Origin of the sequence: Hymenobacter canadensis (assembly GCF_027359925.1) — a bacterium.
Taxonomy (GTDB): domain Bacteria; phylum Bacteroidota; class Bacteroidia; order Cytophagales; family Hymenobacteraceae; genus Hymenobacter; species Hymenobacter canadensis.
The window spans coordinates 3,508,233-3,533,859 of sequence record NZ_CP114767.1 but is presented as its reverse complement, the minus strand read 5'-3'; the positions used below and the strand labels follow the sequence as shown (position 1 = coordinate 3,533,859).

16 protein-coding genes are annotated in these 25,627 nt (G+C 62.3%); 2 read left to right on the top strand and 14 right to left on the bottom strand.

Features of this window, described 5'->3' with window-relative positions; genetic code table 11:
* Window positions 1-459 precede the first annotated feature (459 nt).
* The 9 genes from O3303_RS15165 to O3303_RS15125 form a co-directional block, all read right to left on the bottom strand.
* On the bottom strand, window positions 460-2,079 hold the full coding sequence (locus tag O3303_RS15165) for an Ig-like domain-containing domain (RefSeq protein WP_269559234.1): 1,620 nt from the start codon (window positions 2,077-2,079) through the stop codon (window positions 460-462).
* 347 nt (window positions 2,080-2,426) lie between these two features.
* Window positions 2,427-3,320 carry a class I SAM-dependent methyltransferase gene (locus tag O3303_RS15160; RefSeq protein ID WP_269559233.1) on the bottom strand — a complete coding sequence of 298 codons (894 nt, stop codon included), beginning with the start codon at window positions 3,318-3,320 and terminating at the stop codon, window positions 2,427-2,429.
* A 239-nt stretch (window positions 3,321-3,559) separates the two neighbouring features.
* A complete protein-coding gene (gene mnmG / locus O3303_RS15155; protein WP_269559232.1) occupies window positions 3,560-5,425 on the bottom strand; it encodes a tRNA uridine-5-carboxymethylaminomethyl(34) synthesis enzyme MnmG in 1,866 nt (621 codons plus the stop codon).
* Window positions 5,426-5,671: 246 nt separating this feature from the next.
* Window positions 5,672-6,400 (bottom strand): GNAT family N-acetyltransferase, encoded by a 729-nt coding sequence (locus O3303_RS15150; protein WP_269559231.1) that lies wholly within the window; start codon window positions 6,398-6,400, stop codon window positions 5,672-5,674.
* A gap of 244 nt (window positions 6,401-6,644) precedes the next feature.
* Window positions 6,645-7,130, bottom strand: coding sequence for an rRNA maturation RNase YbeY (ybeY, locus tag O3303_RS15145; protein WP_269559230.1), 486 nt, complete (start codon window positions 7,128-7,130; stop codon window positions 6,645-6,647).
* 16 nt (window positions 7,131-7,146) lie between these two features.
* A complete protein-coding gene (locus tag O3303_RS15140) occupies window positions 7,147-7,602 on the bottom strand; it encodes an ATP-binding protein (RefSeq protein ID WP_269559229.1) in 456 nt (151 codons plus the stop codon).
* A gap of 44 nt (window positions 7,603-7,646) precedes the next feature.
* Window positions 7,647-11,063, bottom strand: coding sequence for a DUF4175 family protein (locus O3303_RS15135; protein ID WP_269559228.1), 3,417 nt, complete (start codon window positions 11,061-11,063; stop codon window positions 7,647-7,649).
* Window positions 11,064-11,222: 159 nt separating this feature from the next.
* Window positions 11,223-11,441 (bottom strand): hypothetical protein, encoded by a 219-nt coding sequence (locus O3303_RS15130; protein WP_269559227.1) that lies wholly within the window; start codon window positions 11,439-11,441, stop codon window positions 11,223-11,225.
* Window positions 11,442-11,575: 134 nt separating this feature from the next.
* Entirely contained in the window at window positions 11,576-14,614 is a 3,039-nt protein-coding gene (locus O3303_RS15125; RefSeq protein WP_269559226.1) for a M16 family metallopeptidase, read from the bottom strand.
* A gap of 288 nt (window positions 14,615-14,902) precedes the next feature.
* Here O3303_RS15125 and O3303_RS15120 point away from each other — a divergent pair, with 288 nt between their 5' ends.
* Window positions 14,903-15,310, top strand: coding sequence for a hypothetical protein (locus tag O3303_RS15120; protein WP_269559225.1), 408 nt, complete (start codon window positions 14,903-14,905; stop codon window positions 15,308-15,310).
* A 109-nt stretch (window positions 15,311-15,419) separates the two neighbouring features.
* Here O3303_RS15120 and O3303_RS15115 read toward each other — a convergent pair whose 3' ends face one another.
* The 5 genes from O3303_RS15115 to O3303_RS15095 form a co-directional block, all read right to left on the bottom strand.
* Window positions 15,420-16,832, bottom strand: coding sequence for an MFS transporter (locus O3303_RS15115; protein ID WP_269559224.1), 1,413 nt, complete (start codon window positions 16,830-16,832; stop codon window positions 15,420-15,422).
* A 212-nt stretch (window positions 16,833-17,044) separates the two neighbouring features.
* Entirely contained in the window at window positions 17,045-18,805 is a 1,761-nt protein-coding gene (locus O3303_RS15110) for an alpha-amylase family glycosyl hydrolase (protein WP_434086402.1), read from the bottom strand.
* Between the two features lie 219 nt (window positions 18,806-19,024).
* Entirely contained in the window at window positions 19,025-19,732 is a 708-nt protein-coding gene (locus tag O3303_RS15105; protein WP_269559222.1) for an SDR family oxidoreductase, read from the bottom strand.
* 90 nt (window positions 19,733-19,822) lie between these two features.
* Window positions 19,823-21,727, bottom strand: coding sequence for a glycoside hydrolase family 13 protein (locus tag O3303_RS15100; RefSeq protein WP_269559221.1), 1,905 nt, complete (start codon window positions 21,725-21,727; stop codon window positions 19,823-19,825).
* A 232-nt stretch (window positions 21,728-21,959) separates the two neighbouring features.
* Window positions 21,960-23,405, bottom strand: a complete 1,446-nt coding sequence (locus O3303_RS15095; RefSeq protein WP_269559220.1) for a hydrolase — start codon at window positions 23,403-23,405, stop codon at window positions 21,960-21,962.
* 387 nt (window positions 23,406-23,792) lie between these two features.
* Here O3303_RS15095 and glgP point away from each other — a divergent pair, with 387 nt between their 5' ends.
* A complete protein-coding gene (glgP, locus tag O3303_RS15090; RefSeq protein WP_269559219.1) occupies window positions 23,793-25,442 on the top strand; it encodes an alpha-glucan family phosphorylase in 1,650 nt (549 codons plus the stop codon).
* The last annotated feature ends 185 nt before the right edge of the window (window positions 25,443-25,627 follow it).

Sequence of the window (25,627 nt, the reverse complement as noted above, 5' to 3'; positions counted from 1 at the left end):
AAGCCTGTTTTGAATGTGGATAGCGCTCCGCGCAAAGGGTGAAAACCCATAAATTGACCGGAATCTGCCCGAACATGGCCGGCCAGCCGTGGAACATAAATCATTGAAAAGCAGCCATACGTGCCTAGGACCCGCATTTTACCCTGGTAGAAGTAACCTGAAAAAGCGTTCCACGCATTTTTTCGGCCTGTAAAGGCAGTTTCTGGCCTGCCAGAACCCAACCGGATAAAGCCGGGCTCTTAGCCGTTGCAATTGCCTAACGTGAGCTGCGGAACAGCTCCGGTCCGGCGGCTTTCTGCAGCCGTCGGGCCGGCCGCAGTCAGAACTACCGGCCGGCTCCCGCCTGCCAACTCGCAGGCCCACCCCGGCGCCCACGCAAAAGCCCCCGGGCGGCCGCCAATCCGTTGGAACGGACCTGGCGGGCACCCGGGGGCTTGGTGGTAGCGTGCGAGGCGGCGGCTAGAAAGCCAGGCGTAAGTCTTCTACTTCCCAGTTGGCGCGCACCTGCACGGGCTGGGGCAGCAGATACACCGGCTCGGCGGGCTGTAGCAGCAGCGGGTCGGCGTTGCGCCAGCGGCCGTCGGCGTCGGCGTCAATCAGCACCCGGATGGAGTAGGTGCCCGGGGCCAGCCGGTCGAAGCGGAAGGTATTGCGCGGGCTTTCCAGGGTGGCAGCCACGGCGCCCTGCGCATCGAGCAGCTGCACTTCGTAGCGCGTGTACTTGGTCTGGATGGTGCCGGCCACGCTGCCCGTGCCGGATTGCTCCGTCAGGCGCAGGCGCAACGGCCGGGCCCCCAGCCGCTGCCCCGATAGGGTCGTGACGTTCACGGTATCGAGGCGGAGTGTGACGGTGGTTTTGGCTTTGGTATTGAGCAGTACCGTGAGGCGCGAACGGTCCGGGCTTAGTTTCACCTCGGGGCCCAGCGGCAGCGCCCGGCGCGTGAGGGAATCTTCCTGGAGCAGCACTGCAGGCTTGCCAGCCGCCACGCGCACCGGCTCCGTGAACACATAGCGCACCTCGCCCTGCCGGTACACCTCGCGCGGGCTGCCTTCCACTGAGTACACTGGCGGGCGGCGGGTGGGCGCCGTGCCCTGAAACTTCACGTTGATGGTGTCGCGGCTGGTGTTGCCGACGCTGTCGGTGGCGGCCAGCAGGTAGCGGCCCTCCTGGAGGGCGGCGGTGCGGTAGAGCGCCACGGCCCTTCCCTGCTCCTGCAGCTGAATGGCCTCGGCAAGCGCCAGAGTGGCGGCCGCCCCGAGCGGAGCCAGCACGGCCGTGCGCAGGCCTTCGTTGTAGCTCACCCGAAACTGCGTGGGGGCCGCCTGCTGGCCGCTCACCACCGGGCGGCGGGCATCGGGGCGCACCAGCTCCAGGCGCACGGTGTCAGGCCGGGCCCCTATCGTAATGGGCTGGGGCAGGTAGGCAATCTTCTCGCCGTCGTCGTAGCGGGTGTTCTGGTTTTTGTCGAGCAGGGCGTAGAGGCGGTAGCGTCCGGCCTTCAGGTTGCGCAGGTTGTAGGCGCCGCTCTTATCGGTGCGGGCCAGGTAGTAGGGCTTGCCGCGGCGCAGGCCGGCGGTGTCGGCCTCGGGGTAGAGCAGCACGGAGGCGGCATCGGCGGGCTGCTGCGTGAGCAGGGTGCGCACGGTGCCCAGCACGGCCCCCGAGTCGAGCACGGCCCCGGTGCTGAAGCTCACGCGGGCATCGGTGGCGGGCAGGCTCTCGGTGATGTCGCTGATGGCATTGCCGAAATTGAACGAGTAGGTGGTGTTTTCGTCGAGGGGCTTGTCGAATACCAGCGAAATGGCGTTGCGCTCCTCGCGCACCTTGTACTTGTTGTCGTCGGGGATGGTGGGCGCGATGATGAGGTTCTTCTGCAGATCCTTGAGCTGCACGGCCTCCGAAAACTCCAGCCGCACCACCTGGGTGCGGGCGTTGCGGGCGCCATTGGCCGGCACCGAGCGCACCAGCTTGGGCGGCAGAATGTCGCGCGGGCCACCCTGCGGCGAGCTGATGGAGGCGCAACCGGCCAGGCCAGCCGCGGCCGAAAGCAGGAACAGGAAACTAGCGCGAGCGGACATTGTAGAGCAGAAGCGTGGAAAGGGTAATTACGGCCAACGCAAGAGCGGCAAAAAGCGCCGTCCTGCGGGTTGGCTTGTCGTCGTCCTCAGCCGCCGGCGTGGGCGAGTCGGGCACCAGGGCGGGGCGTTGTCGGAGCGTGTCGGCCAAGGGGCGGCGGGTGGTATCGGGCGTATACGAGGCTATCCTAACGCCGGACCGGGGCCGGGCCGTATGCGCCGGCAGCGGCTGAGGGGCACTAGCTGAATGCCAGCGCGGTAGCCCCTCCCCTACCCTGCCGGTCCGGCCGGGCAAAGGCCCGGCGGCCAGCAGGAGTCCGAGTACCAGAGCCGCCGGCGTGCGCATCAGCTCAGCGTTTGGTGGCTACGTAAATCAGGCTCGAATACTGCCCCTCGTGCTGCTCGGCGTACTGGTTGGACTTGTAGCCCGCCTTGAGCACGGCCAGCATGCCGCCATTGCGCTCGGCGCGGTGCTTCTCGCTGAGCATGCTCACGTAGTAGGCATCCAGGGCCATCGGCAGCGTTTCCATCACCTGCATCTTGTGCTTTTTGAGCAGCTGGGTCATGGTTTTGGGGCTGAAATGGTAGAGGTGGCGCGGTACGTCGTAGGCGGCCCAGTCCTGGCGGTAGTGCTGGGCGTCGAGGCTATCCACGTTGGGCACCGCAATCAGCAGCACGCCGTCGGCCTTCAACAAGCTGATGAGCTGGGTGAGGGTTTCGTTCAGGCTATGAACGTGTTCCAGTACGTGCCAGAGCGTAATGGCATCGAACGAACCCGCCTGATACGTGACCAGGCTTTCGGTGCCCACCGGCTGCCCGACCCGCTCGGTGGCTTCCTCGCGGGCGCGGGCGTTGGGCTCCCAGCCGGCCACCTGCCAGCCATCGGCCTTGGCGGCGGCCAGAAAGTGACCCGTGCCGCAGCCGTAGTCGAAGAGGCGGCCTTTGCGGGGCGCCAGCTTGTTGAGCAGGCCCACCTTGCGGCGCATCGTGAAGAAGCGCGCCACTTTGTAGGCCTGGTTAATCACCCCTCCTGCCCCACTGTTATGCGACACGTACTCGTCGGACTCGTAGTAGCGGCCGATGTGGGCGGCGTCGGGCCGGGGGTTTGTAAACTGGAACGAGCACGCCTCGCACTGCTGAATGGCGAAACTCTCCTTGCTGACGGATTTGTCCTCGACCACCAGCTTGTTGCGAAACTCCGTTTTGCCGCAAACCGGGCACTTCTCCAAACGCTCGTAAATCACAGATGCTCGCTGATTATGTTGATTTCGCTGATTGCGACGACCAGCCTGCGCAGAGAAGCCAGCCGCAAGGCGAAGGTACAAAACCAAACCGGCCGCCGTTTCGGAAAGAAACGGCGGCCGGTTTGGTTTTGTGCTTCTGTCATCCTGAGCGGAGCGAAGGACCTTATCACATTGGAACGAGTCGTTCTTTCGTCGTGCTGACGTAACAAAGTCCTTCGCTCCGCTCAGGATGACAATAACTACCGCCCCAAATACACCATCAACACCGACACGTCGGCCGGCGAAACACCGCTGATGCGGCTGGCCTGACCCAGGGTTTCGGGCTGAACCTTGAGCAGCTTCTCGCGGGCTTCGTGCGAGAGGGCGGGCATGGCGGTGTAGTCGAGGCGGCCCTGAATCACGAAGTTTTCCAGCTCCTGCACGCGGGCGGCCTGCTGGTGCTCCTTCTCCAGATAGGCCTCGTACTTGACCAGAATTTCGGCCTGCTCCAGCGCGTCGGGGCGGTACGGGGCCAGGGCTAGCGTGAGTTCGGGCAGCACGCGGGCCAGGGCCGGCAACTCAATGCCGGGGCGGCGCAGCAGGTTCACGGCGCGGGTTTTCTCGCTGATAACGGCCGAGCCGATTTCTGTGAGCCAGGGGTTGATGTCTTGGGCCTCGATGCCGAAATTCTTCAGCAGCTTGGCTACTTCCTTGGTCTGTTGCTCCTTTTCGCGCACCAGCTGCATGCGCTCCTCCGAGGCCAGCCCCAACTCGTAGCCCAGGGGCGTGAGGCGCAGGTCGGCGTTGTCCTGGCGCAGCAGCAGGCGGTGCTCGGCGCGGCTCGTGAACATGCGGTAGGGCTCGTCGGTGCCTTTGTTGACGAGGTCGTCGATGAGCACACCGATGTACGCCTCACTCCGCTTGAGCACGAAGGGGGCTTTACCGTGGACTTTGTTATGGGCGTTGATGCCGGCCATCAGGCCCTGGCAGGCGGCCTCCTCGTAGCCCGTGGTACCGTTGATCTGGCCCGCGAAGTACAGGTTCTGGATCCGCTTGGTTTCCAGGGTGAGCTGGAGCTGGGTCGGCGGGAAGAAGTCGTACTCGATGGCGTAGCCGGGCCGGAACATCTTGGCGTTTTCGAAGCCGGCAATCTTACGCAGGGCGCGGTACTGCACGTCCTCGGGCAGGCTGCTCGAAAAGCCGTTCACGTACACCTCTACCGTAGACCAACCTTCCGGCTCTACGAAAATCTGGTGGCGGTCCTTGTCGGCGAAGCGGTTGATTTTGTCCTCCACCGATGGGCAGTAGCGCGGCCCCAGGCCCTTGATGCGGCCCTGGAACATAGGCGACTTCTCGAAGCCTTCCTTCAGGATTTCGTGGACCTCGGGGTTGGTGTAGGTGATGTAGCACGGGCGCTGGTTGCGCAGGGCGGGCGTGTCGAGGTAGCTGAACTTGCTCGGCTCGGCGTCGCCGGCCTGCTCCTCCATTTTGCTGTAGTCGAGCGAGCGGCCGTCCACGCGGGGTGGGGTGCCGGTTTTCATGCGGCCCGCCTCAAAGCCCAGCTCAATCAGCTGTTCCGTGATGCCGGTGCTCCCCTTCTCAGCCGCCCGGCCGCCACCGAACTGCTTTTCGCCGATGTGGATTAGGCCGTTCAGGAACGTGCCGTTGGTAAGCACCACCGACTTACCCCGGAACTCGATGCCGAGCTGGGTTTTCACGCCCACGCACACGCCCTCTTCCACCACGAGGCCCATGACGGCTTCCTGCCAGAAGTCCACATTGGGGGTCTGCTCCAGCGTCATGCGCCACTCCTCGGCAAAGCGCATGCGGTCCGACTGCGCCCGGGGGCTCCACATGGCGGGGCCTTTCGAGCGGTTCAGCATCCGGAACTGAATCATAGTTTTGTCGGTGATAAGGCCCGACTGGCCGCCCAGCGCGTCCACCTCGCGCACAATCTGGCCCTTGGCTACCCCGCCCATGGCCGGGTTGCACGACATCTGCGCGATGGTGTTCATATTCATCGTCACCAGCAGGACCTTTGAGCCCATGTTGGCGGCCGCGGCGGCGGCCTCGCAGCCGGCGTGGCCGGCTCCTACTACAATGACATCGTATTCTTCTTGCTGCATGGCGAAAGGAAGTAGCGCCAAGCTCCAGCTTGGCGAGGCATAAGGCGTGAACTCAACACCAGATGCGGTGTGGCGCGTTCAACGTCAGGCAATGATTCACCAGGCTGGAGCCTGGCGGTGCAGCCGGCAGCACCCGCGCCAGGGCGGGCGCTTCATCTGTTGCGCGAAGACTGGAAATAAACCGCAACACGCTCAAAACGTGCGCAAAGATACGCAGTACGGCGCGTTTTTGCGCGGTCCGGGGCTTCAAGCCTCGTCGGTGGGCGCGAAGTCGTCTTCGTTCCAATCGGCCAGCAAATCAGCCGATTGCCGGTGTACTTCCGGCCAGGAAAACGGCAGCCACTGCCCGGTCAGGCAGTTGAATACTTCCGTAGCGGTTGGGCACGGGAACAGCTTGTAGTCGAACTTGGGGTAGTTGTGGACCACGTAGCCGGGGTAATAGTAGTGGTGGCCCAGGGCGCGGGCGTGCTCCAGCTTCAGCAGCATCAGCACCTTGCCCAAACTGAACTTGCGGTACTCCGGGTGGTAGAAGTTCATGATGCCGGCCAGGGTGCGGGCCCCGTTATCGAAGATGCCCGCCGCTACCAGCCGCGCCCCGTCCCGGATTTCCAGTACCTCCGTGCTGAACACGTTGTGGGTGGCGCCGGCCAGCAGAAACGCCTCCACCGTGGGCGGCGCATCGAAGGTGATGGACGCGCGGTAAGCCGCGTACAGCTCTTCCAGCTCAGTAGTAAGCTGGAACGGGCGCCGCCGGATGGTAAAGCGCTCCGCCAGGCGCAGCAGGCGGCGCTGCTCGGGGCCGTAGTGCACGCGGGCCAGCTCCAGCCGTAGCCAGTGCACCGTGTATAACTCGCCCTCGATGGGCAAAAACCGGCAGGTAAACAGGTCCTGGTGCATCCGGTAGTAGCCCTGGCCCAGGTAGTAATCCAGCGCCGGGCCGGGAACAATGCGGATAGGTTGCGGGGTAGCGGACATAGCGGGCAGCCAGGATAGTCAGAATACAAAGAACGTCATGCTGAGCGAAGCCGAGTATGACGTTGCACAATGTAGAGACGCAATATTTTGCGTCTCACCGTTGCTGACTTTGTTTAGACAAGACAGCGTAGTTCCGGTCGTTAGATGTCAGCAACGACGAGACGCAAAATATTGCGTCTCTACACCGTTCAACAAAAAACGCCCACCAAATGGCGGGCGTTTCAATCTATGAGAGCAGCGCAGTTTAGAACGTGCGCAGCAGCAGGCAGTCGTCTTCCTTTTTGCGCATGGCGGTCTGGCTGAGCAGGTCCTTGTCGGCGTAGCCGAGCAGGTGTAGCACACCGTGAATCATGACGCGGTGCAGCTCGTCGCGGAAAGTGACGCCGTGGGTGACGGCGTTTTCGCGCACCCGGTCCACCGAAATGAAGATGTCGCCCTCGATGATGTCGGCGTCGTCGGCGTTGTCGAAGGTGATGACGTCGGTGTAGGTGTCGTGGTCGAGGTACTCCACGTTTACTTTGTGCAAGTACTCGTCGGAGCAGAAGATGTAGGTGAGCTGCACGATTTCGTACTCGTGTACCTCGGCTACCCGCTCAATCCAGGAGGTCAGCTCCTCGGCATCAGCAACTTTAAAATCGACATCCTCGACCAAAAACTCAATGCCCGCGCCCTCGTTGGGCCCGAAATCATCGTCGTCCTGGTCATCGTGCTGGGTTGGCAGGTCGCTCATCGCCGCGGCAGGCTGATTAGTGGGAATGTAGTTCGGCGCCGTTGACGGCCGAGTCGGAATCGGTAGAAGGCACGGGCAGTAAGAAGGTGAGCTGCACGTTGCGGCCGTCTTTCTGGAACTCCACCTCGTCGGCGAGGTGGCGGATCAGGAATATGCCGCGGCCACCGGGGTTTTCCAGGTTTTCGGGAGCCGTGGGGTCAATCAGGTTGGTGTAGTCGAAGCCCTGGCCCTCGTCCTCCACCTCGAAGCGCACCTTGTCCTGATCAGCGTACAGCGACAGGTAGACGTTCTTGTCCTTATCGAATTTGTTGCCGTGGCGAATAGCATTATTGACCGCCTCCGTGACAGCCACCATGATATTGCCATAGATGTCGTCCTCGATGTGGAAGGCGTCTTTCGAATTGTCGATAAAGCTTTCCACTACGCGAATGTTCTCAACGAGGGAAGGAATCTGGATTTTAACTTGCTTCATTAGGTAGTAGTGAGGGGGCGGCGGGGCGCAAACTTAGCGAGTCGCTATTTCATTTTCTGAAAATATTCACTTACCTCCCGCTGATAGTAGGGCGTGAGGGCTGGCGGCACGGTGCGGAGCAGCTCAGTTTGGCGGTCTTTCTGGCGCTTGTACTGGTTGAAGGCGGGCGGAAATACGGGTGGGCGGTTCTGGGCAGTCTGGGCTTCGCGCTTCTCTTCCTGGTCCCGCTCCCGGGCCGATTTTTCGGCCTCCAGCAACCGGGTAAGGATTTGACGCTGACGCATAACAGTCTGCTCCGTCAGCCGCTTGTTTACGAGGTCGGTTTCGGTTTGTTCCATTAATTTTTTCGCCTCGCCGGTGCCGCCACCGCCGAGCTCCCCTTTGCCGTCTTTCTGGCCGGGTTTGCCGCCTTTCTGCTGCTTTTCCAGCTCCTGCAGGGCCTGGCGCAGCATCTGCTGCTGGGCGGCCAGCTTGGCTAGGTCCTCGGAAAGGGCGCGGCCGGTCTTGCCGCTCTGCTGCAATTGCTGAATCTGCTGGTTGAGCTGCTGCTGCATTTTGCCGAGCTGGCCTTCGCCGGGGCTGCTACCTTTTTTCTTCTTTTTGCCGGGCTTGCCTCCCCCCTGCTGCTGCTGCTGGCTCTGGCTGTCGCGCTGCTCCTGCTGCATCTGCTGCAGCGCCGAATTGAGCATCAGGGCCAAGTTGTTCATGCTGGTCATGGCCTGTTGCTGGGTGGCGGTGGCGCGGCCCACGTCGCGCTGCCGGATGTGGTCGAGGCTTTCGTCCATGCGGCCGTTCATCTCGCCCACTTCGCGCGTCACGAAGCTCTGCAGCTGAAACACGCGCTTGGCCAGGGCATACAAGGAGTCCTGCACCACGCGGGCGTCGTCCTTGAGTTTGCGCTGGGTCTGGCCGAGCTGCACGAAGCGCGGGTCGCTCTGATCCACGCGGCGGAAATCCTTGGCCAGGCCTTCCTGGTCGAAGCTGAGCTTGAGCAGGTTTTCGAGGATGTCGCGCAGGTCGTCGATGTTTTCCTGCTGCTGGTCCTGCTCTTCCTCGCTCATCTGCTGCTTCATCTTCTGGGCCATCTGCTGCATCTTCTGGGCGGCCTGCTTTTGGCTCTGGCTGGCTTTCTGGTTCTGGTTTTTGCCCAGCTGCTGCTCGCCGTCCTGCATCTGCTCGTCTACCTGCTCCTGCTCGGGCTTCATTTCGTCGGCGCCGTTTTCGTTGCCGAGCTGGTCGTCCATCTTCTTGAGGTCCTGCAGGTCTTTCTTCAGCTCGTTGAAGTCCTGCTGTTTCTGCTGCTGCTCCTTCTGCAGTTGGTCGTTTTTGGCCTTCTGCTGCTCGTTCGACTGCTTGTTGTCGGGGTCCTGCTTGTCGTTTTTCTGGGTGTCGTCGGCCAGCTTCTGCTCGTCTTTGGCCAGCTGCTCCAGCTTGTCGAGGGCGGCTTCCTGCTTCTGCTCAAACTGCAGCTGCTTGAACATCTCGAGGGCGCGCTCCAACTCTTTCTGCAAAGTATTTTCCTTGTTTTCGAGCTGCTGCAATAGTTTCTGCATGTCCGGCTGGGTCATATCCTGCTGCTTTTCCAGCAGCTTCTGCAGCTCGTCGTAGAGTTTCTTGGTTTCCGGGTCGAGCAGGCTTTCCATCAGCTTCTGCAGCTCCTGGGCCTTCTCGGCCAGCTCCTGGCTTTTGGGGTCCAGCTCGTCCTGCTTCTGCGTCAGCTCATCAAACAGCTTCTTCATGTCCTGCATCTGCTGGTCCATCTGCTGCTTTTGCTCCAGCATGTCCTGCAGCTGCTTGCGGTCCTGGAAGTTCAGGTCGCGCTTGGTCTTGAGCTTGTCCTGGCTTTTGGCCAGCTCGCGCTCCAGCTTCTTACTTTGCTCGCTGGCCTTGCTCAGCTGGCTCTGCACCGACTCGGCCTGCGAGTTCAGCTGCTCGCGCAGCTCGGTGCGGCTAGGCAGCCGGAACTCCGCCGCCCGCGTGCGCGCCGACTTGGGGCCGTGCACGCCGTCGTTGTCCCAGACCTGCACGAAGTATTCCAGCCGGTCGCCGGGCTGCATTTTCAGCGGGCGCAAATCCCACTGGTAGGCGTAGGCCTGCACCGGCCCACGGGCCAGCGGCAGCGCCCGCGCCTGAAACGCGGCGTTGGGCCGCGCTTTGCTGGTGAGGCGGTAATGCAGCTGCAACCGCGAGAGGCCGTAGTCGTCGCGCAGGTTGCCGCCCAAGGCCAGGTAGCGTAGCGAGGTGGTGTCGGGGAAGGATTCCAAGCTGATTTCCGGGCCCTGGTCGGCAATGGCCGTGAGCTGGTACTCAATTGGGTCGCGGTTGAGGCTGGCAGGGTTGCGCAAACGCACGGCGTAGTTCTGGGTGCGGCTCACCACCCGCGTAGCCGTAAAGTCATCCTCGTTGCGGGCGGCGGTCAGCGTCACGTCGGGGTTCCGGAACAGCAACTGCAGCTGCTCAGTGGCCAGCGTGGCGAAGCGCCAGCGCACGGTGCTGCCCTCGGGCACGGTGAGGTTGCCGGTGTTGCGGATGGTTTCGGCGGGCTTGCCCAAGTAAGCCGGGTAGGTTACATCCACCTGAAAGTCGCGCAGATTGGGGCGCTGGCGCAGGCGCAGGTCGTAGTCGGCTGAGGTGACGTCGGCGGCGGTGAGCTGAAACGCTACGTCCTGCTGCAGCTGCTGAAACTGGTAGCTGAAGTGGCCAGGCCGGTCCTGCACCAAGTGCCGTTCCCGGCCGCCGTACTCAATCGTGACGTCGTTGGGCAGCGCCTCGCCTTCCACCGCTACCTGCAGCTTGAAATCTTCGCCTTTGAAAGCGGTAAGGGCCTTGTTTTCGATGATGAACCGGAACGGCGCCGGCGGCGCATACTTCTGGCGGTAGTTGAGAATACGGGCCGTGCCCTGCACGAAAAACGCCGGATACACCAGCAACACGGCCATAATCACGAGGGCCGGCACGGCCACAAACTTCCACAAGGGCCGGGTTTGCTGCCGGATGTTGATGCCGTTTTCGAACTGCACGCCCGCCAGCTGGCCGGCGCGCTGCTCCAAGCTGGCCGCAATCAGGGCGTTGCCTTTGGCCTGGTCCTGGAGCTGTAGTGCGTTCAGCAGCTTGTCCTGCACGTCCGGGAACAGCTCCCCGACGCGCTGGGCGGCTTGCTCATCGCTCAGCAGGCGGCGCAGGTTGGTGAGGGCGGCCAGCGGCTGCCAGATCCAGCGCATGAACGTGTAGGCCACCAGCCCCAGAAACCCGAACAGCAGCCCGCCCCGCACCCAGGTGGGCAGGTACAGGAAATATTCGAGCAGGTTGAGCACCAGAAACAGGCTCAGCAGCAGCGCGCCCGCTACCAAGGCCCCACGCACTAGTAGGCTCAGGTAGAATTTGCGCTTGAAGGCCTCCAACCGGGCCAGCACTTCACGCAACGCAGATGTAGTAGCAGACGATTCTTGCGACACAGGCATATCCAACGGCCGCTAATGGCCTCCGGGGAAAGATACGATTAAGCGGCGTGGGCTGCACGCCCACCGGCGATACAACCGGGTTTGGTGCGAGCCGGTTCCGGAAGCAGTGGCCCACACGTCTCGGTCGGAAGGCGGTAGCCGTCGGACCGGCAGGCAGCATCAGGCATAAAAAAAGCCCTGGCTGATGTACCAGGGCTTCTTGACAGACTTTCTTTTGGATACCGGAAACGGCACCTGACTACTATACAGCACATAGAGCAGCAGCAACAGCAGTACGATATAGCCCACTATCGGAGTGATGCGGCGCAGGTAGCGTTGTTGCACAGCATCCTGCTCGTCGAGGGTATGCAGATGATTAGGCGGAGAAATCGAGGTCATAGAAGTTGGCGAAGGTAGGGCCTGCAGGCCCGCGTCAACCCGCTGCCGCTTCGGGAAGTTCCCGATGCCAGGAAATAATAAAAAAAGCCCGATTCCAGCCGGAATCGGGCTTTTTACACTGGAAAAAGGAGGCGCTATTCGCCTTTGCCGGCGGTGCCGTCGGCGTTGGTTTTCTGCTTGCGCTTCTCTTTGCCCTCTTTGTCTTTCTTCACCATTTTCACCTTCTCGCCAGCAGGCGCAGGCGCACCGGTTACGGGTGCCGCGGCGGCCGGAGCGGCCGGGGCTGCAGGCGCCGCCACGCGGCTGCCGTTCAGGTCCAGCTCCACCACTTCGTAGCCCAGCTCCGAGAGGCCCGGGAAAGCCTTGGCCCGGTCGCCGACTACCACGATGTACATCTGGTCGATGGGCAGGTACTTCTGGGCGCTGGCCTGCAGGTCTTCCTTCTTCAGGGCCTTCAGGATTTCGCTCTGCTTGCTCACGTAGTTGGTGGGCAGGTCGTACTCCAGCAGGCGGCCCAGGAAGGCGGCTTTCTGCTGGCCGGTTTCATACTTGAGGGCGTCGCTCTGGCCCACCGAGGCCTGCAGGAACTGCAGCTCCTCGTCGGTGGCGCCGTCGCGGTAGTTCTTGATTTCCTTCACGAACTCCTTTACCGAAGCCGCCGTGGCATCGGCGCGCACGCCGGCCTGGGCCGTGTAGGGGCCCACGAAGCGGCTGCCCTGGAAGCCCGAGCGGGCGCCGTAGGTGTAGCCTTTGTCTTCGCGCAGGTTCAGGTTGATGCGCGAGTTGAAGGCGCCGCCCAGGATGTAGTTGGCCAGGTAGGCGCGGTAGTAGTCGCCGGTGGCGTCATACGTCAGCGGCGTGAGGTAGCCCACCCGGATTTCCGACTGCGCGGCGCCGTCCTTGTTCACGAAGTAGATACGCGTCTTGTCGGGCTGCTCGGCGGTGGGGCTGGCCGGCGCGGCTACGGCCTTGCGGCCCCAGGTTTTCAGGAAGCCCAGGCGCGGCAGCACGTCCTTCTGGTCCACGTCGCCTACCACCGTCAGGTAGCTCACGTTGGGCGCGTAGTTCTGCTGATAGAACTGCTTCACCTCGTCCAGGGTGATGCCCTGCACGGTTGTAGTCGAGCCCGAGGTCGGTACGCTCATCACGCTGCCGGGGCCGTAGAGCAGGCGGGCGTAGGTGTTGTTGGCAATGGCCACGGGCTGCGTGCTCTGGTTGGCAATGCCTTCCAGCGTCTGCTTCTTGAGGCGGTCGAAATCAGCCTGGTCGAAGCGCGGATGCAGCAGCATTTCCTCTACCAGCGCCAGCGTGGCAGGCAGGTTTTTGGTGAGGCTGCGGATTACGACGGTCGTGTTGTCGTCGCCGGCGTAGGTCTGCACGTCGCTGCCCAGCTTCTCCAGGGCGCCGGCAAACTGCTCGCCGGTGTACTTCTGGGTGCCTTCTTCCAGCATAGAAGCCGTTAGCGAGGCAATGCCGGCCTTATTGGGGTTCTGCTGCTCCAGGCGGTGGCCGCCGCTGATGTTGAGCAGCATGGTCACGGTCGGAATCTCGGCGTTGCGGTTGCCGATGATGCGCAGGCCGTTGTCGAAATCGGTGCGCCATACGGCCGGCACCTGCACTACGGGGTTGGCGCCGCCCTTCGGCTGCGTGGCCCGGTCGAAGTTGTCGGTGGCCTTGGTGTACTTCAGGTTGGCGTACTCATCGGTAGCGGGGGCTTTGTAGCCGTCCTTGCTGGCCGTGAAGTTGTCGGCCTTGGCTACCAGGGCGTTGCTGCCTTTCGGCACCACGCTCAGCACCACGGCTTTCTTGCCCTTCAGATACTGGTTGTACACGCGCTGCACGTCGGCTTTGGTGAGGCTGCGGATGCGCTGCAGCTCCTGGGGCAGGCGGTTGGGGTTGCCTACGTAGGTCTGGTAGGCGGCCAGCTGGCTCACCTTGCCGCTCACGCTGGCCAGGCCGTTTACCACGCTGGCCTCGCGCGTGGCCTTGAAGCGGGCCACGTCGTCGTCGCTGACACCGCGCTTCTCAAACTCGGCCAGGGTTTTGCGCACCACCGCTTCGGTGCTGTCGAGGCCTTTGCCGGGCAGGCTCAGGGCCACGATGGTGAACTCGCCAGCCAGCTCGGAGCTGGGGTGGTAGGCCTGCGTCTGCACGGCCTTCTGGGTCTTGATCAGGTTCTTGTAGAGCAACGACGTTTTGCCGCCCCCGATGATGTCGGCCAGGGCGTCCAGGGCCACCTCGTCGGGGTGGTATTGGGGCACTGTCGGGAACACCATCTGCAGCATCGGGAAGCGTACGTTGTCCTGGTAGCTCACGTAGCGGTCCTGGGTCAGCACGGGCTCGGGCAGCTTCATGTTCTGCACGGCCGGGCCGCGGTTGATGCTGCCGAAGTACTTCTCCACCAGCTTCACCACTTCGGCCGGCTTCACGTCGCCGCCCACCGTTACGGTAGCGTTGTTGGGGCCGTACCAGCGCAGGAAGAAGTTCTTCAGGTCGTCCACGTTGGAACGGTCCAGGTCTTCGAGGTAGCCGATGGTGAGCCAGCTATAGGGGTGGCCGTACGGATACAGGGTTTTGGCGATATTCTCGCTGGCCAGGCCGTAAGGGCGGTTGTCGTAGTTCTGGCCCCGCTCGTTTTTCACGGTGGAGCGCTGCACCTCAAACTTCTGCTGCGTTACGGCGTCCAGCAGGAAGCCCATGCGGTCCGATTCCAGCCACAGCGCGGTTTCCAGCTGATTGCTGGGCACGGTTTCAAAGTAGTTGGTCCGGTCGCGGTTGGTGGTGCCATTCAGCGTGCCGCCCGACGACGTCACAAGCTTGAAGTGCTGCTCGTCGGCTACGTGGTCGGAGCCCTGGAACATCATGTGCTCGAAGAAGTGGGCAAAGCCCGACTTGCCAATCGTTTCGCGGGCCGAGCCTACGTGGTAGGTCACGTCGATATGGGCCAGCGGATCGGAGTGGTCTTCGTGGATGAGCAGCGTGAGGCCGTTGGGCAGCACGTACTTCTCGTACGGAATCACCAGCTCGGAGCCCTTGCGGGTCACTTTCTCCACGAGGCGGGTGCCGGTGGCCGAGGCTGCAGCAGGTTTGGCCGCAGCTTTTTGCTGGGCAGCCACTGGTTGTGCGGTCAGGGCCAGGCCCAGGCTCAGCAGCCAAAGCGGTTTAAAGGTCATGGGGGAGGGAATAGGTAAATGGATGCGTGAAAATACGCGCAATAGACTGCCGCGCAACGCCGGGGCTGCATGGGCCACCATGCCAGCCACCGGCAGCGGCCACCTGTGGCCGAAAGCCCCGGCCAGTGAACCGGAAAAAGGCCGGACCGATGCAACGTCCTGTTGCAGGAGCTGCTCCTACGGCCGGCGGAGCCTGAAAATCTGCCAGCGCTTCACGCACTATTCATCGTAGCGCTATACGTTTGGGCTTTGCACTGCGTACCTTTGTGGTTCTTTCTCCCCCACCCTATGCTCATTGCCAACCTCGATTACCTGCTTCTCACCCACCGTCCTGATCTGGGCCAGTTGGTGTTGCGCTGGACGCGGCCGGCTACCTCCGCCGAGCACCGCGACGGCTACGCCCTGGCCCTGAAGCAGGCTGAACAGGAGAAAGTGACCCGCTGGCTGATTGATCTGCGCAGCCGCGGCCTGGCCGACGCCGCCGACTTCCGGTGGCTGATGCACAACTTCCGGGCCTCGCTGGCGGCCGCGCTGCCCGGCACCCGGCCCCGCCTGGCCTACCTCGTGGCCCCCTACCACGCCGAGCTGCTCAACGAGCGCCTGGCCGACGAAATGGCCACCGACGCGCTGGACACGGTAGCCGTGCGCGCCTTCACCGAAGAACAAACCGCCCAGGCATGGCTGCAGGCCCGCTAATCCCAGACTTTGCATAAGGCAGCGCTGTCTGTCATGACATAACCCTGAAGCACAACAAAAAGCCCCGCCTGAAGAGTCAGACGGGGCTTTTTGTTATGGGCAGATTCCCTTAAACGCGCGGGTCGGTCTGCGCCGGCGCGTCGTAGGCGGGGCTGACGGGGGCGTCGGTAGAGCTGGCCGTCAGCCGGATGTCGTCGGCGTCCTGCACGCGCAGCGTGAGCAGGCCCGAGATGACCATGGAAACGCCGCCCAGTACCAGCGTGTACACCGATTCGCCGCCGAACACCGACTTGGTGAAGAAGCCCAGAATCAGACCTGCCACCACCTGTGGAATCACAATGAAGAAGTTGAACACGCCCATGTAGTAGCCCATTTTGTTGGCGGGTAGCGCGCCGGCCAGCATGGCGTAGGGCACGCTCAGGATAGATGCCCAGGCAATGCCCACGCCCACCATCGAGAGCAGCAGCATCTTGGGGTCCTGGATGAAGTAAATCGAAATCAAACCCAGCCCGCCGGCTATCAGGCACAGCATGTGCGTGACGCGGCGGCTGGTAGCGCGGGCAATGGCCGGCAGCAGCAGCGCCGCAATAGCCGATACGCCGTTGTACACGGCGAAACAGATGCCCACCCAGTCGGCGCCCTCGTTGTAGATTTTGGAGGTGGCGTCAGTGGTGTGGTAAATGTGGCTCGTGACGGCTGGAGTAGTGTAAATCCACATCGAAAACAGCGCCAGCCACGAGAAGAACTGCACGATGGCCAGCTGGGCCATGGTTTTGGGCATGTGGAAGATGCCGCTAAACGACTCGCGGATGCCGTTCCAGAAGCCGGCCGTGCGCCGCTTCTCTTCCTCAAACTCCGCCATGTTTTCGGGCGGATACTCTTTGGTGTTCATCACCGTCCAGAGCACAGCCAGAAAGAAAATGACGCCCCCGATGTAGAATGCGTACTTCACCGACGGCGGAATCTGGCCGGCCGGGGCCGTGTTGGCAATACCGAACCAGTTGGTGAACATCCACGGCAACGACGACGCTACCACCGCGCCTACCCCGATAAAGAAGGTCTGGGCGGCAAAGCCCGTGGTGCGCTGCTCCGACGGCAGCAAGTCGCCGACCAGGGCCCGGAACGGTTCCATGCTGATGTTGATGCTGGAGTCCATAATCCAGAGCATGCCTACAGCCATCCACAGCGCCGACACGTTGGGCATCGTCAGCAGGGAGAACGAAGCCAGAATGGCGCCCACCAGGAAAAACGGCCGCCGCCGTCCCCACTTCACACTCCACGTCCGGTCCGACATGTAGCCGATGATGGGCTGCACGAGCATGCCCGTGAGCGGGGCCGCCAGCCAGTACAGGGCTATTTCGGTACCACCCAGGGTTTCAAAAATGCGGCTGACGTTGGCATTCTGCAGCGCAAAGCCGAATTGAATGCCCAGGAAGCCGAAGCTCATGTTCCAGATTTGCCAGAAGCTCAGGCGGGGTTTTTCGCGGGAAATGCTCGGCGCAGCCGCTACATTGGTTGCCATTGGGGAATGAATTGGGGGAGTTTTTTGGAGAGGATAGTGAAGGAGGTAAGAACGTTATGCAGAGGCGTAGCCGAAGCATCTCGCCAGTGTGGCATAATCAGTTACCACACTGGCGAGATTCCTCATCCCTGGCTTGATGCGCCACATGTTCGGAATGACAGTTAGCTTCTAGCGAGATGCTTCGGCAAGCTCAGCATGACGTTCTTACCTCATCACTTTTTAGGCTTGATTTCGAACACGTAGGCGCTCAGCGGGGGCATTGTGAGGTTGAGGAAGTCGGTGGGCGGCGTGTTGTTGAGCAGGTCGGTGTAGGTGCAGAAGATGTCGGGGTTGAGGCCCATGCGCTGGCGCACCTCGCGCGGAATCTCAATGGTGGGCGTCATCGTCTTGTCGCGGCTGAAGTTCACCACGATCAGCAGGCGCTGGGTGTCGGTGTAGCGCAGGTAGCTGTAGACGTTCTTCTGGTCGTAGTTTTTGCCTAGGTTGTTGGCATCCTGCAGCTCGTAGAACTTGCCCTTCCGGATGGCCTCGCTGGAGCTGGCCAGGTTGAGCAGGCGGCTGTAGAAGTCGCGCAGCTGCTTCTGGCTGTCGTCGAGCTTGCCGCCGTCGAACTTGCCGCCGTTCATCCATTTCTGGTGCTCCGGCACGCCCCAGTAGTCGAAGATGGTCGTGCGGCCGTCCTCGCCCGAGAAGCCTTCCGACTTCAGGGCCGGCTCGCCCACCTCCTGCCCCGAGTAGAGCATCACCGGGCCCGAGGCCAGCGTGGCCGACACGGTCATGGCCGGAATGGCGGTGCGCGGGTCGGTGGCGAAGTCCTTGGAGGCAATGCGCTGCTCGTCGTGGTTTTCCAGGAAGCGCAGCATCTTCGACGAGAAGCCGCGGCTTTCCTCGCTCCACACCTTCGTGATGTCGTCGGTGGTGCCGTTGCCGGTCATGAGGCGGCGCAGGCCGTCGTAGAGGCCTACTTTGTCGTAGAGGAAGTCGAACTGGCCCTTGTCGAGGTAGGTTTTGTATTCCTTGGGCGTGTAGGCTTCGGCAATGAAGATGATGTCGGGCTTCACCTTTTTCACCTCCGGAATCACCCAGGTCCAGAACTCCACGGGCACCATCTCGGCCATGTCGCAGCGGAAGCCGTCCACATCTTTCTGGGCCCAGAAGATCAGGATGTCGCGCATCTTCTTCCAGGTGTCGGGCACGGGCTGCAGGTACAGCTTGCGGCCGTTCTGGTAGTCCACGCCGTAGTTGAGCTTCACGGTTTCGTACCAGTCGTCTACCTTCGGAGCGGCCGAGAATACGTCGTTGCCGGTGGCTTTGGCGGGGTTTTCCAGGAACTTGCCGTCTTCCTTCGGGCCCAGGGCCGCGCCCAGCGGGTTGCCGGCTTTGGGCACCACCAGCGGCTGGCCGGGCAGGTAGTAGAAGTTGTTGTTGGGTGCGAAGGCCTTGGTTTTGTCGTCCACGGCGCCCAGGTCCACCACGCCCACCGGCTTCCCGTCCGACTTGTAGCTGCGGGCCACGTGGTTCGGGATGAAGTCCATGAGCACCTTCAGGCCGTTGGCGTGCGTACGCTTGATGAGGGCGTCGTACTCCAGCATGCGCGTTTTCACGTTCACGGCCAGGTCCGGAGCCACATCGTAGTAGTCCTTGATGGCGTAGGGCGAGCCGGCGCGGCCCTTCACCACGTCGGCATCGTCGGGGCCGGGGCCGCCGGCCTTGGTGAAGTCGGTCATGGTGGCGTGCTCAATCACGCCGGTGTACCAGACGTGGCTGACGCCCATCTTCTTGATTTCCTGGAGCGCCTTGTCGGTGATGTCGTTGAACTTGCCCACGCCATTCTCCTGGGCCGTGCCGTAGGGTTTGTTGAGGGCGGTTTTGTTGCCAAACAGGCGCGTCATCAGCTGATAGATGACGATTTTATTATCCTGGGGAACCTCATCGGTCGTGTTGGGGTCCGCCAGGGAAACGGAGTCAGACACAGGAGTAGAGCTAGGCGAGAAAGGAAGAGTGAAAGCAGCCAAAGCAAATGCAGCCGCCGCAGCCGGGAGAAGGATTTTCTTCATATACCGCGTAAGATAGGTGATTGGGTAATTAAGAACGTCATGCCGAGCGGAGCGAAGCATCTCGCTGGTATAGCATTGATTACTACTCGGGCGAGATGCTTCGCTCCGCTCGGCATGACGTTCTTAGAGCCCTTCCTACCATTCCTGCGTGAGCGGGTGAATCATCAGCTCGTCGATGACCACGTGGGCCGGAGCTTCGAGCACGTAGCGCACGGCCTGGGCTACGTCGGAGGGCTTGAGGTGAGTTTTCTCGGCGTCGGCGCTGCCCGGCACTGAGTCGTTGAAGTAGGTATCGACGAGGCCGGGGAAGATGGTGCTGACCTTGATGCCGTGCGAGCGGACCTCTTTGCGCAAACTGGCCAGCACGGCATCCTGCGCGAACTTGCTGGCCCCGTAAGCGGTGCCGTTCTCGAAGGTGCGCCGGGCCACGTCGGACGTAATGCCCACGATGTGACCTTTGTGGCGCGACTTGAAGTGGGGCACGGCGGCCTTGCAGAGCAGGAAGGTGCCTTTCACGTTCACGTCGAAAATCCGGTCCCACTCGGCGGCATCGAAGTGTTCCAAGAGCCCAAACGAGCCCACGCCGGCATTGCAGACCAGGATATCGAGGCGGCCGAAGTGGCGCAGGGCCTGGTCTACCACGCGCTGGGCGTCGTCGGCGTCGGATACGTCGGCGGGCACGGCCAGGCCCTGGGTTTTGTGGGCCACTTCCTCCAGTTCCTCGGCGGAGCGGGCCACGCACACTACTTTGGCGCCCTGCATGGCCAGCAGCAGGGCTATGGCTCTGCCAATGCCGCGGCTGGCACCGGTGACGATGGCTACTTGGTCGGTTAGGTCGGTCATGGCGTTTATCAGGTTGAGGCTGAAGATACTACCGGGTGTTGGTATTACGCAGGGTGGCGCATCCGTGGTTCCGGATGCACTGCTCTGGGCCTACTTTTTCAGCTCTACTACCCAAGCCGTGCGGCCCGGTACCTTAAAGCTCTTGAGGTCCGAGACAGTAGCACCGGTCGAAATTTCCGTGCCCGACGAGAAGCTGCCAGTGCGTTCCGCAAACCGCGCGCCGTCCACGGTTTTTTCATCTTTGTTGCCGTTGAGCAGGATCATCACGGTTTCGCCCTGGTCGTTGTAGCGGAAGTAGGTGTATACGCCGTCCTGCGGGATGAACTGCATGAGCTTGCCGGTGGCCAGCACCGGATGGGCCTTACGGTAGAGGCTGAGCTTGCTGAGGTAGTTGAACGCCTCGCCGGCCTGGCCCGTGCGGCCGGCGGCCGTAAAGTAGTTCTGCTGGTCGCCTGCAAAGCCGCCGGGGAAGTCGGCGCGCACCAGGCCGTCGGGGTTGGAGAAGTTCTTCATCAGCACCTCGGTGCCATAGTAGAGCTGCGGAATGCCGCGGGTGGTGAGCAGCCAGGCCACGCCCATCTTGTACTTATTGAAGTCCTCGCCAATCACCGAGTAGAAGCGGCTCATATCGTGGTTGTCGAGGAAGGTGACGTTGCGGGTGGCGTCCTCATACATCCAGTCGCCCTGCAGCGCGTCGTATATCTTAGCCATGTTGGGCTGGTCGCCTTTTAGCGCGTCATACACGGCAAACGTCGACTGAAAATCAAACACCGACTCCAGGTTGCTCTTGAACCCATCGACGGGCTGGAACACGTTGCGGGCGAAGAACGCCTGCTGGGCCGTGCTGCCCACCCAGGCCTCGCCAAACTTGAACAGGTTCGGGAATTCGTCGTTGAGCGCCTGGCCCCACTGCATCAGGAACTTGGGGTCGGAATACGGGTAGGTGTCGATGCGGTAAGCGTCGAGGCCGGTGTATTCCACCCACCACAGGAAGTTCTGAATCAGGTAGGTAGCCACCAGCGGGTTGCTCTGGTTTACGTCGGGCATGGTGGTGTCAAACCAGCCTTTGTTGTAGAGCTTGCAATCCAGCTGGGAGCCGTAGGGGTCGTTGAGGGCCTGCGAGTTGTAGTTGCTGCGCGTGAACTGCGGCCACTGGTTGAACCAGTCTTTGGCGGGCTGGTCCAGAAACAGATAGTTTTTGGAGCCCATGTGGTTGAGCACCACGTCGTGCACCACTTTCAGGCCATTGGCGTGGGCCTTGTCCACGAACTGCTTGTACTCTTCCAGCGTGCCGTAGCGGCGGTCGGTGTTGTAGTAGTCGGTGAGGGCGTAGCCGTGGTAGCTGGCCTTGGGCATGTCGTTTTCCGTGACGGGCGTCATCCACAGGGCCGTCACGCCCAGGCTCTTGAAGTAGTCGAAGTGGTTTTCGATGCCCTTCAGGTCGCCGCCGTGGCGGGCGTACATCGAGTCGCGGGCCACTTTGGGGGCGCGCATGCCAGGGATGTAGTCGTTCTTGGGGTCGCCGTTCGAGAACCGGTCGGGCATCAGGAAGTAGATGAAATCCTGTTGCGCGAGGCCCTGCACCTTCTGCTTGTCGCCGGGCGTGGTGCGCTGCTTCAGCTCGTAGGCGAAGGTGGTTTTTTTCGCGCCCTGAAACTCCAGCTGCAGCTTGCCGGGCTTGGCCGTGGGGCTGATGGTGAGGTTGATTAGCAGGTAGTTGGGACTTTCCAGCTTCTGCACGCCGTCCAGTGTCACGCCCTCGTAGGCTTTGAGCGTGGCGGTGCTGCTGGCAATGGCTGGCCCGTGCACCAGCAGCTGCAGCTTGGGGTTTTTCATACCCACCCACCAAAACGTGGGGTCAATGCGCTGGATGGCGGCGGTTTTGGCGGCCGGGGCAGCGGCTTCGGTAACGGCCGGGGCCGCCAGGGTGGCGGCGGCGGGCGCCGTAGCCAGCAGCACGCCGGCCAGCAAGGGCAGAAAGCGGGAAGAAATCATGAGCACAGGGGGAATTGATCGGAAAGGCCGCCAAGTTACGGCCGGAACGTCCGGAGAAGATAATGCTGAACTGCGCGGAAATGGTGTCCTGTTGACTGATTTTTAGCGCTTCGACGAGTCCGCAGGGTAACTACGCGCCGGCCGGGCACGCCGGAAACGAAAAGCCCCGCCGCCTGCAAACCAGGCAGCGGGGCTTCGGAAAAGGGGGCGGGCTGGCGCCGGCGCTAGCGGGCTACTGCAGCTTGGCCAGCCACAGCGAGGCGTTCAGGTGCAGGCGGGCGTGGCTCAGGTTTTCGTTCCAGCCGTCGTACACGGTGTTGCCGGGCGAGCCGGTGCCGTCGTCGGCCGGCGACGAGTCGCCGATAATCACCACGCGGCCCGTACCGAAGGTGCTGCTGGCGGCCATGGCCAAGCTATTGCCCTGGGTGGCCGAAGTGCGCCACACCAAACCCTGCACCGTGCTGTTGGCCGTGGGGCTGAGCGTCATGGTAGCGCCGTTGTGGAACGACAGCTGCGACACGCGGCCCTGCGAGCCGTTCATGATGGGGTTGGTGCTGGTGGTGAGGGCGTTGCTGCTGTTCTCCACGATGTTATCGAAGTTGACGGAGAAGCCGAATGGATTCGCTTTCACCGAGTTGTTCTGCATCAGGTCGTTCCAGATTTCAGGCGAGTCCCAGCCGTCGTTGTTGCGGTCCGAAATGATGTGGTCGGTAATCATGAACAGGCCGCCGCCGTTCTGCACGAACTGCAGAATGGCCGTTTTCTCGGCGGCCGTGAATAGGATATTCGGCTCATCTACCACAAACACGCTGTAGTTGCTCAGGTCCTGCGGGTTGGCGACATTGCCGTAGCTGATGGCCGCGCCGGTGGGCAGCTGCTCCACGGTGTGGCCCTGCTTCACCAGGGCCACGCCCCAGGCCGAAATGGCGCCGGTCCAGAAGGTTTCCGAAGTGGTGGCCGTGATGCCGCTCTGCGCGGGCGAGGGGTAGCGCGAAGCCACGCCGCTGTTCACGTCCAGCACCCAGTCGGCGTTGCCGGCCAGCTCGCCGTGCGAGCCATCGAACAGGAATTTCTTGCTCGTGCCGGTGGGGGGCGGGGTGGTGCCGCCGCCGGTAGTGCCACCATACTGCTCCACCGTCACGTTGTCGATGCTGATGCGGTTGGTGCCGCCCGAGGTCTTGCGGATCTGCAGGCGCACCGCGCCGCTCAGGTTCACCGCAAACGAGGCCGTGCTGAGCGTGGCGCTGCTGCTGGTGATGGTGCTGCCTACTTTGGCGTAGCTGCTGCCGCTGTTCTGGCTAGCCCACAGCTCCCACTGCGAGGCGGCATCAGTGCCGTACACGGCGTGCTGCACCGTCACGAGGCCGGCACCGGCCGAGGTGTTGAAGTTCATCGTGAGGGAGCCCACGTTGCGGATGCGGGCCGACTGGCTGCCGGTTTTGCGGTCGGCAGTGGTGTTACCGAGCAGGGCGTCGTTCAGGGTCCAGGAGCCGGAGCTGAGTGTGACCGAGCCGGTGGTGTAGGCGGTTTTGGTACCCGTCTCGAAGCCTTCGGGGAAGCCCGTGGCGCTGACGTCGGCGGTGGCGGCGGTGGCGGCCGGCGTGGCGGGGCTCAGGTCTTGCTTGGCGCAGGAGGCAGAGAGTAGCAGCGCGGCTGCCCAGACGAAGTGGAATTTCATGCGGTTGGTTGGAGGAGTTGGTAAGAGCGAAAAAGAACGCAAAGCTACCCCGCCCCCGCCCCGGCAAGGCTACCGTATTGGTTAAGCTTGCGTTAAGTTAATGGTCATTGGCTGAGGCTCTAGCCACGCGTCTGCCGCAGATTGCAGCGGGCCGGAGCGGTGCCGATACCACCCAACGGCAGGAATAGCCAGATGCAACTGCGCGGGGCCGCCCCATTGTGCTGGCCGCGCCCGGAAATACCCTTCGGCTAATGCTGCGTTGACTAGTTTGCCGCCGCTTTTGCCTTCCGGACCTGCATTGGTGGCGTAGCCCGCGGAAAATCCGATATTTGAATCCGCTGTGCTTTGCAAACCGGCCGGCATCTTCTGTTTTCTGACTTTCCCTTTATGGCTTTCGAATTCAAACCCTACCAGCCCGCGCCCGAGTTCAGCACCCAGGCGGCGTACTTTTCCATGGAATTTGCCCTGGATCAGACCCTCAAAACCTACTCCGGCGGCCTGGGCTTCCTGGCTGGCTCGCACATGCGCTCGGCCTACGAGCTGAAGCAAAACCTGATCGGCATTGGCATCCTCTGGACTTTCGGCTACTACGACCAGGGCCGCAACGAAGACCAGACCATGCGCTGCGACTTCCGCCACAAGCACTACTCCTTTCTCGAAGACACCGGCTTGATTTTCCCCATCACCATCCACGGCGCGGCCGTGCAGGTGAAGGCCATGTACCTGGCCCCCGACACGTTCGGCACGGCCCCGATGTTCTTCCTGACCACCGACATTCCCGAAAACGACTACATCTCGCGCACCATCTCGCACCATTTGTACGACGCCGACACGGCGGCCCGCGTGGCGCAGAGCATCCTGCTGGGCGTGGGCGGCGGCAAGCTGCTCGATCTGTTGGGCGTGAAGATGGACGTGTACCACCTCAACGAAGGCCACGGCCTGCCGCTGGCGTTCTACCTCTACGAAAAGCACGGCCGCAAACTGGAGGAAGTGCAGCAACGCCTGGTGTTCACGACGCACACCCCGGAGTTGGCCGGCAACGAGGAGCACCCCATGAAGCTGCTCTCCGACATGACCTTCTTCGGCTCGGTGCCCGCCGATGAAATCCGCCGCGTGGCCGGTGTGGAGCATGAGATGCTCAACTACACGCTCACGGCCCTGCGCTTTGCGCGCAAGGCCAACGCCGTAAGCAAGGTGCACGGCACGGTGGCCAACCAGATGTGGGGCGCCAACAAGGGCATCTGCCCCATCATTCCCATCACCAACTCGCAGAACGGCAGCTACTGGCGCGACCAGCAGCTGCACGAGGCCCTGGAAGCCAACGACGACCAGGCCCTGCTTTCGCGCAAGCGCAAACTCAAGAAGCAGCTCTTCGACCTCGTGGCCGACCAGACCGGCACCCTCCTCGACCCCGAGGTGCTGACCGTGGTGTGGGCCCGTCGCTTTGCCGGCTACAAGCGCGCCGACCTGATTCTGCATGATTTCGAGCGGTTCCAGGCCTTGGTGAACAACGCCGACCGGCCGGTGCAAGTAATGTGGTCCGGCAAGCCCTACCCCAAGGACTACGGCGCCATCGGCCTGTTCAACGACATCATCCAGAAAACCAAACACCTGAAAACCTGCGCCGTGCTCACCGGCTACGAGCTGGCCCTGTCCGGCTACCTCAAGCGCGGCTCCGATGTGTGGCTGAACACCCCCCGCTTCCCGCGTGAGGCCAGCGGCACCAGCGGCATGACCGCCGCCATGAACGGCAGCCTCAGCCTGAGCATCGCCGACGGCTGGATTCCGGAGTTCGTGCGCCACGGCGAAAACGGCTTCCTCATCCCCCATACCGACATCCACCAGCCCGACCACGTGAAGGATGCCACCGAAGCCAGCAGCCTGCTGGACGTGCTGGAAAACGAAATCGTGCCGCTCTACTACAACGAGCCCGCCAAGTACCTGGCCGTGGCCAAAGCCGCCATGCGCGAAGTAGAGCCCGAGTTTGAGTCGGGCCGCATGGCCACGGAATACTACCAGAAGCTGTACACCAAGTAGGGGCGCGTTGCACGCGCCCGCCGGTTGTACACCAAGGGGCGCACCCGCCGGCCTAGGCTTCCCGGTGTAGCCCGCCGGTGCTGGCGGCATGCCAACCACATAGACGGCATACGCAAGGCGCAACTACACAAAATGCCCGCTCCCGAATCAACGGAAGCGGGCATTTTGTGTGATAGGGCGCCGCA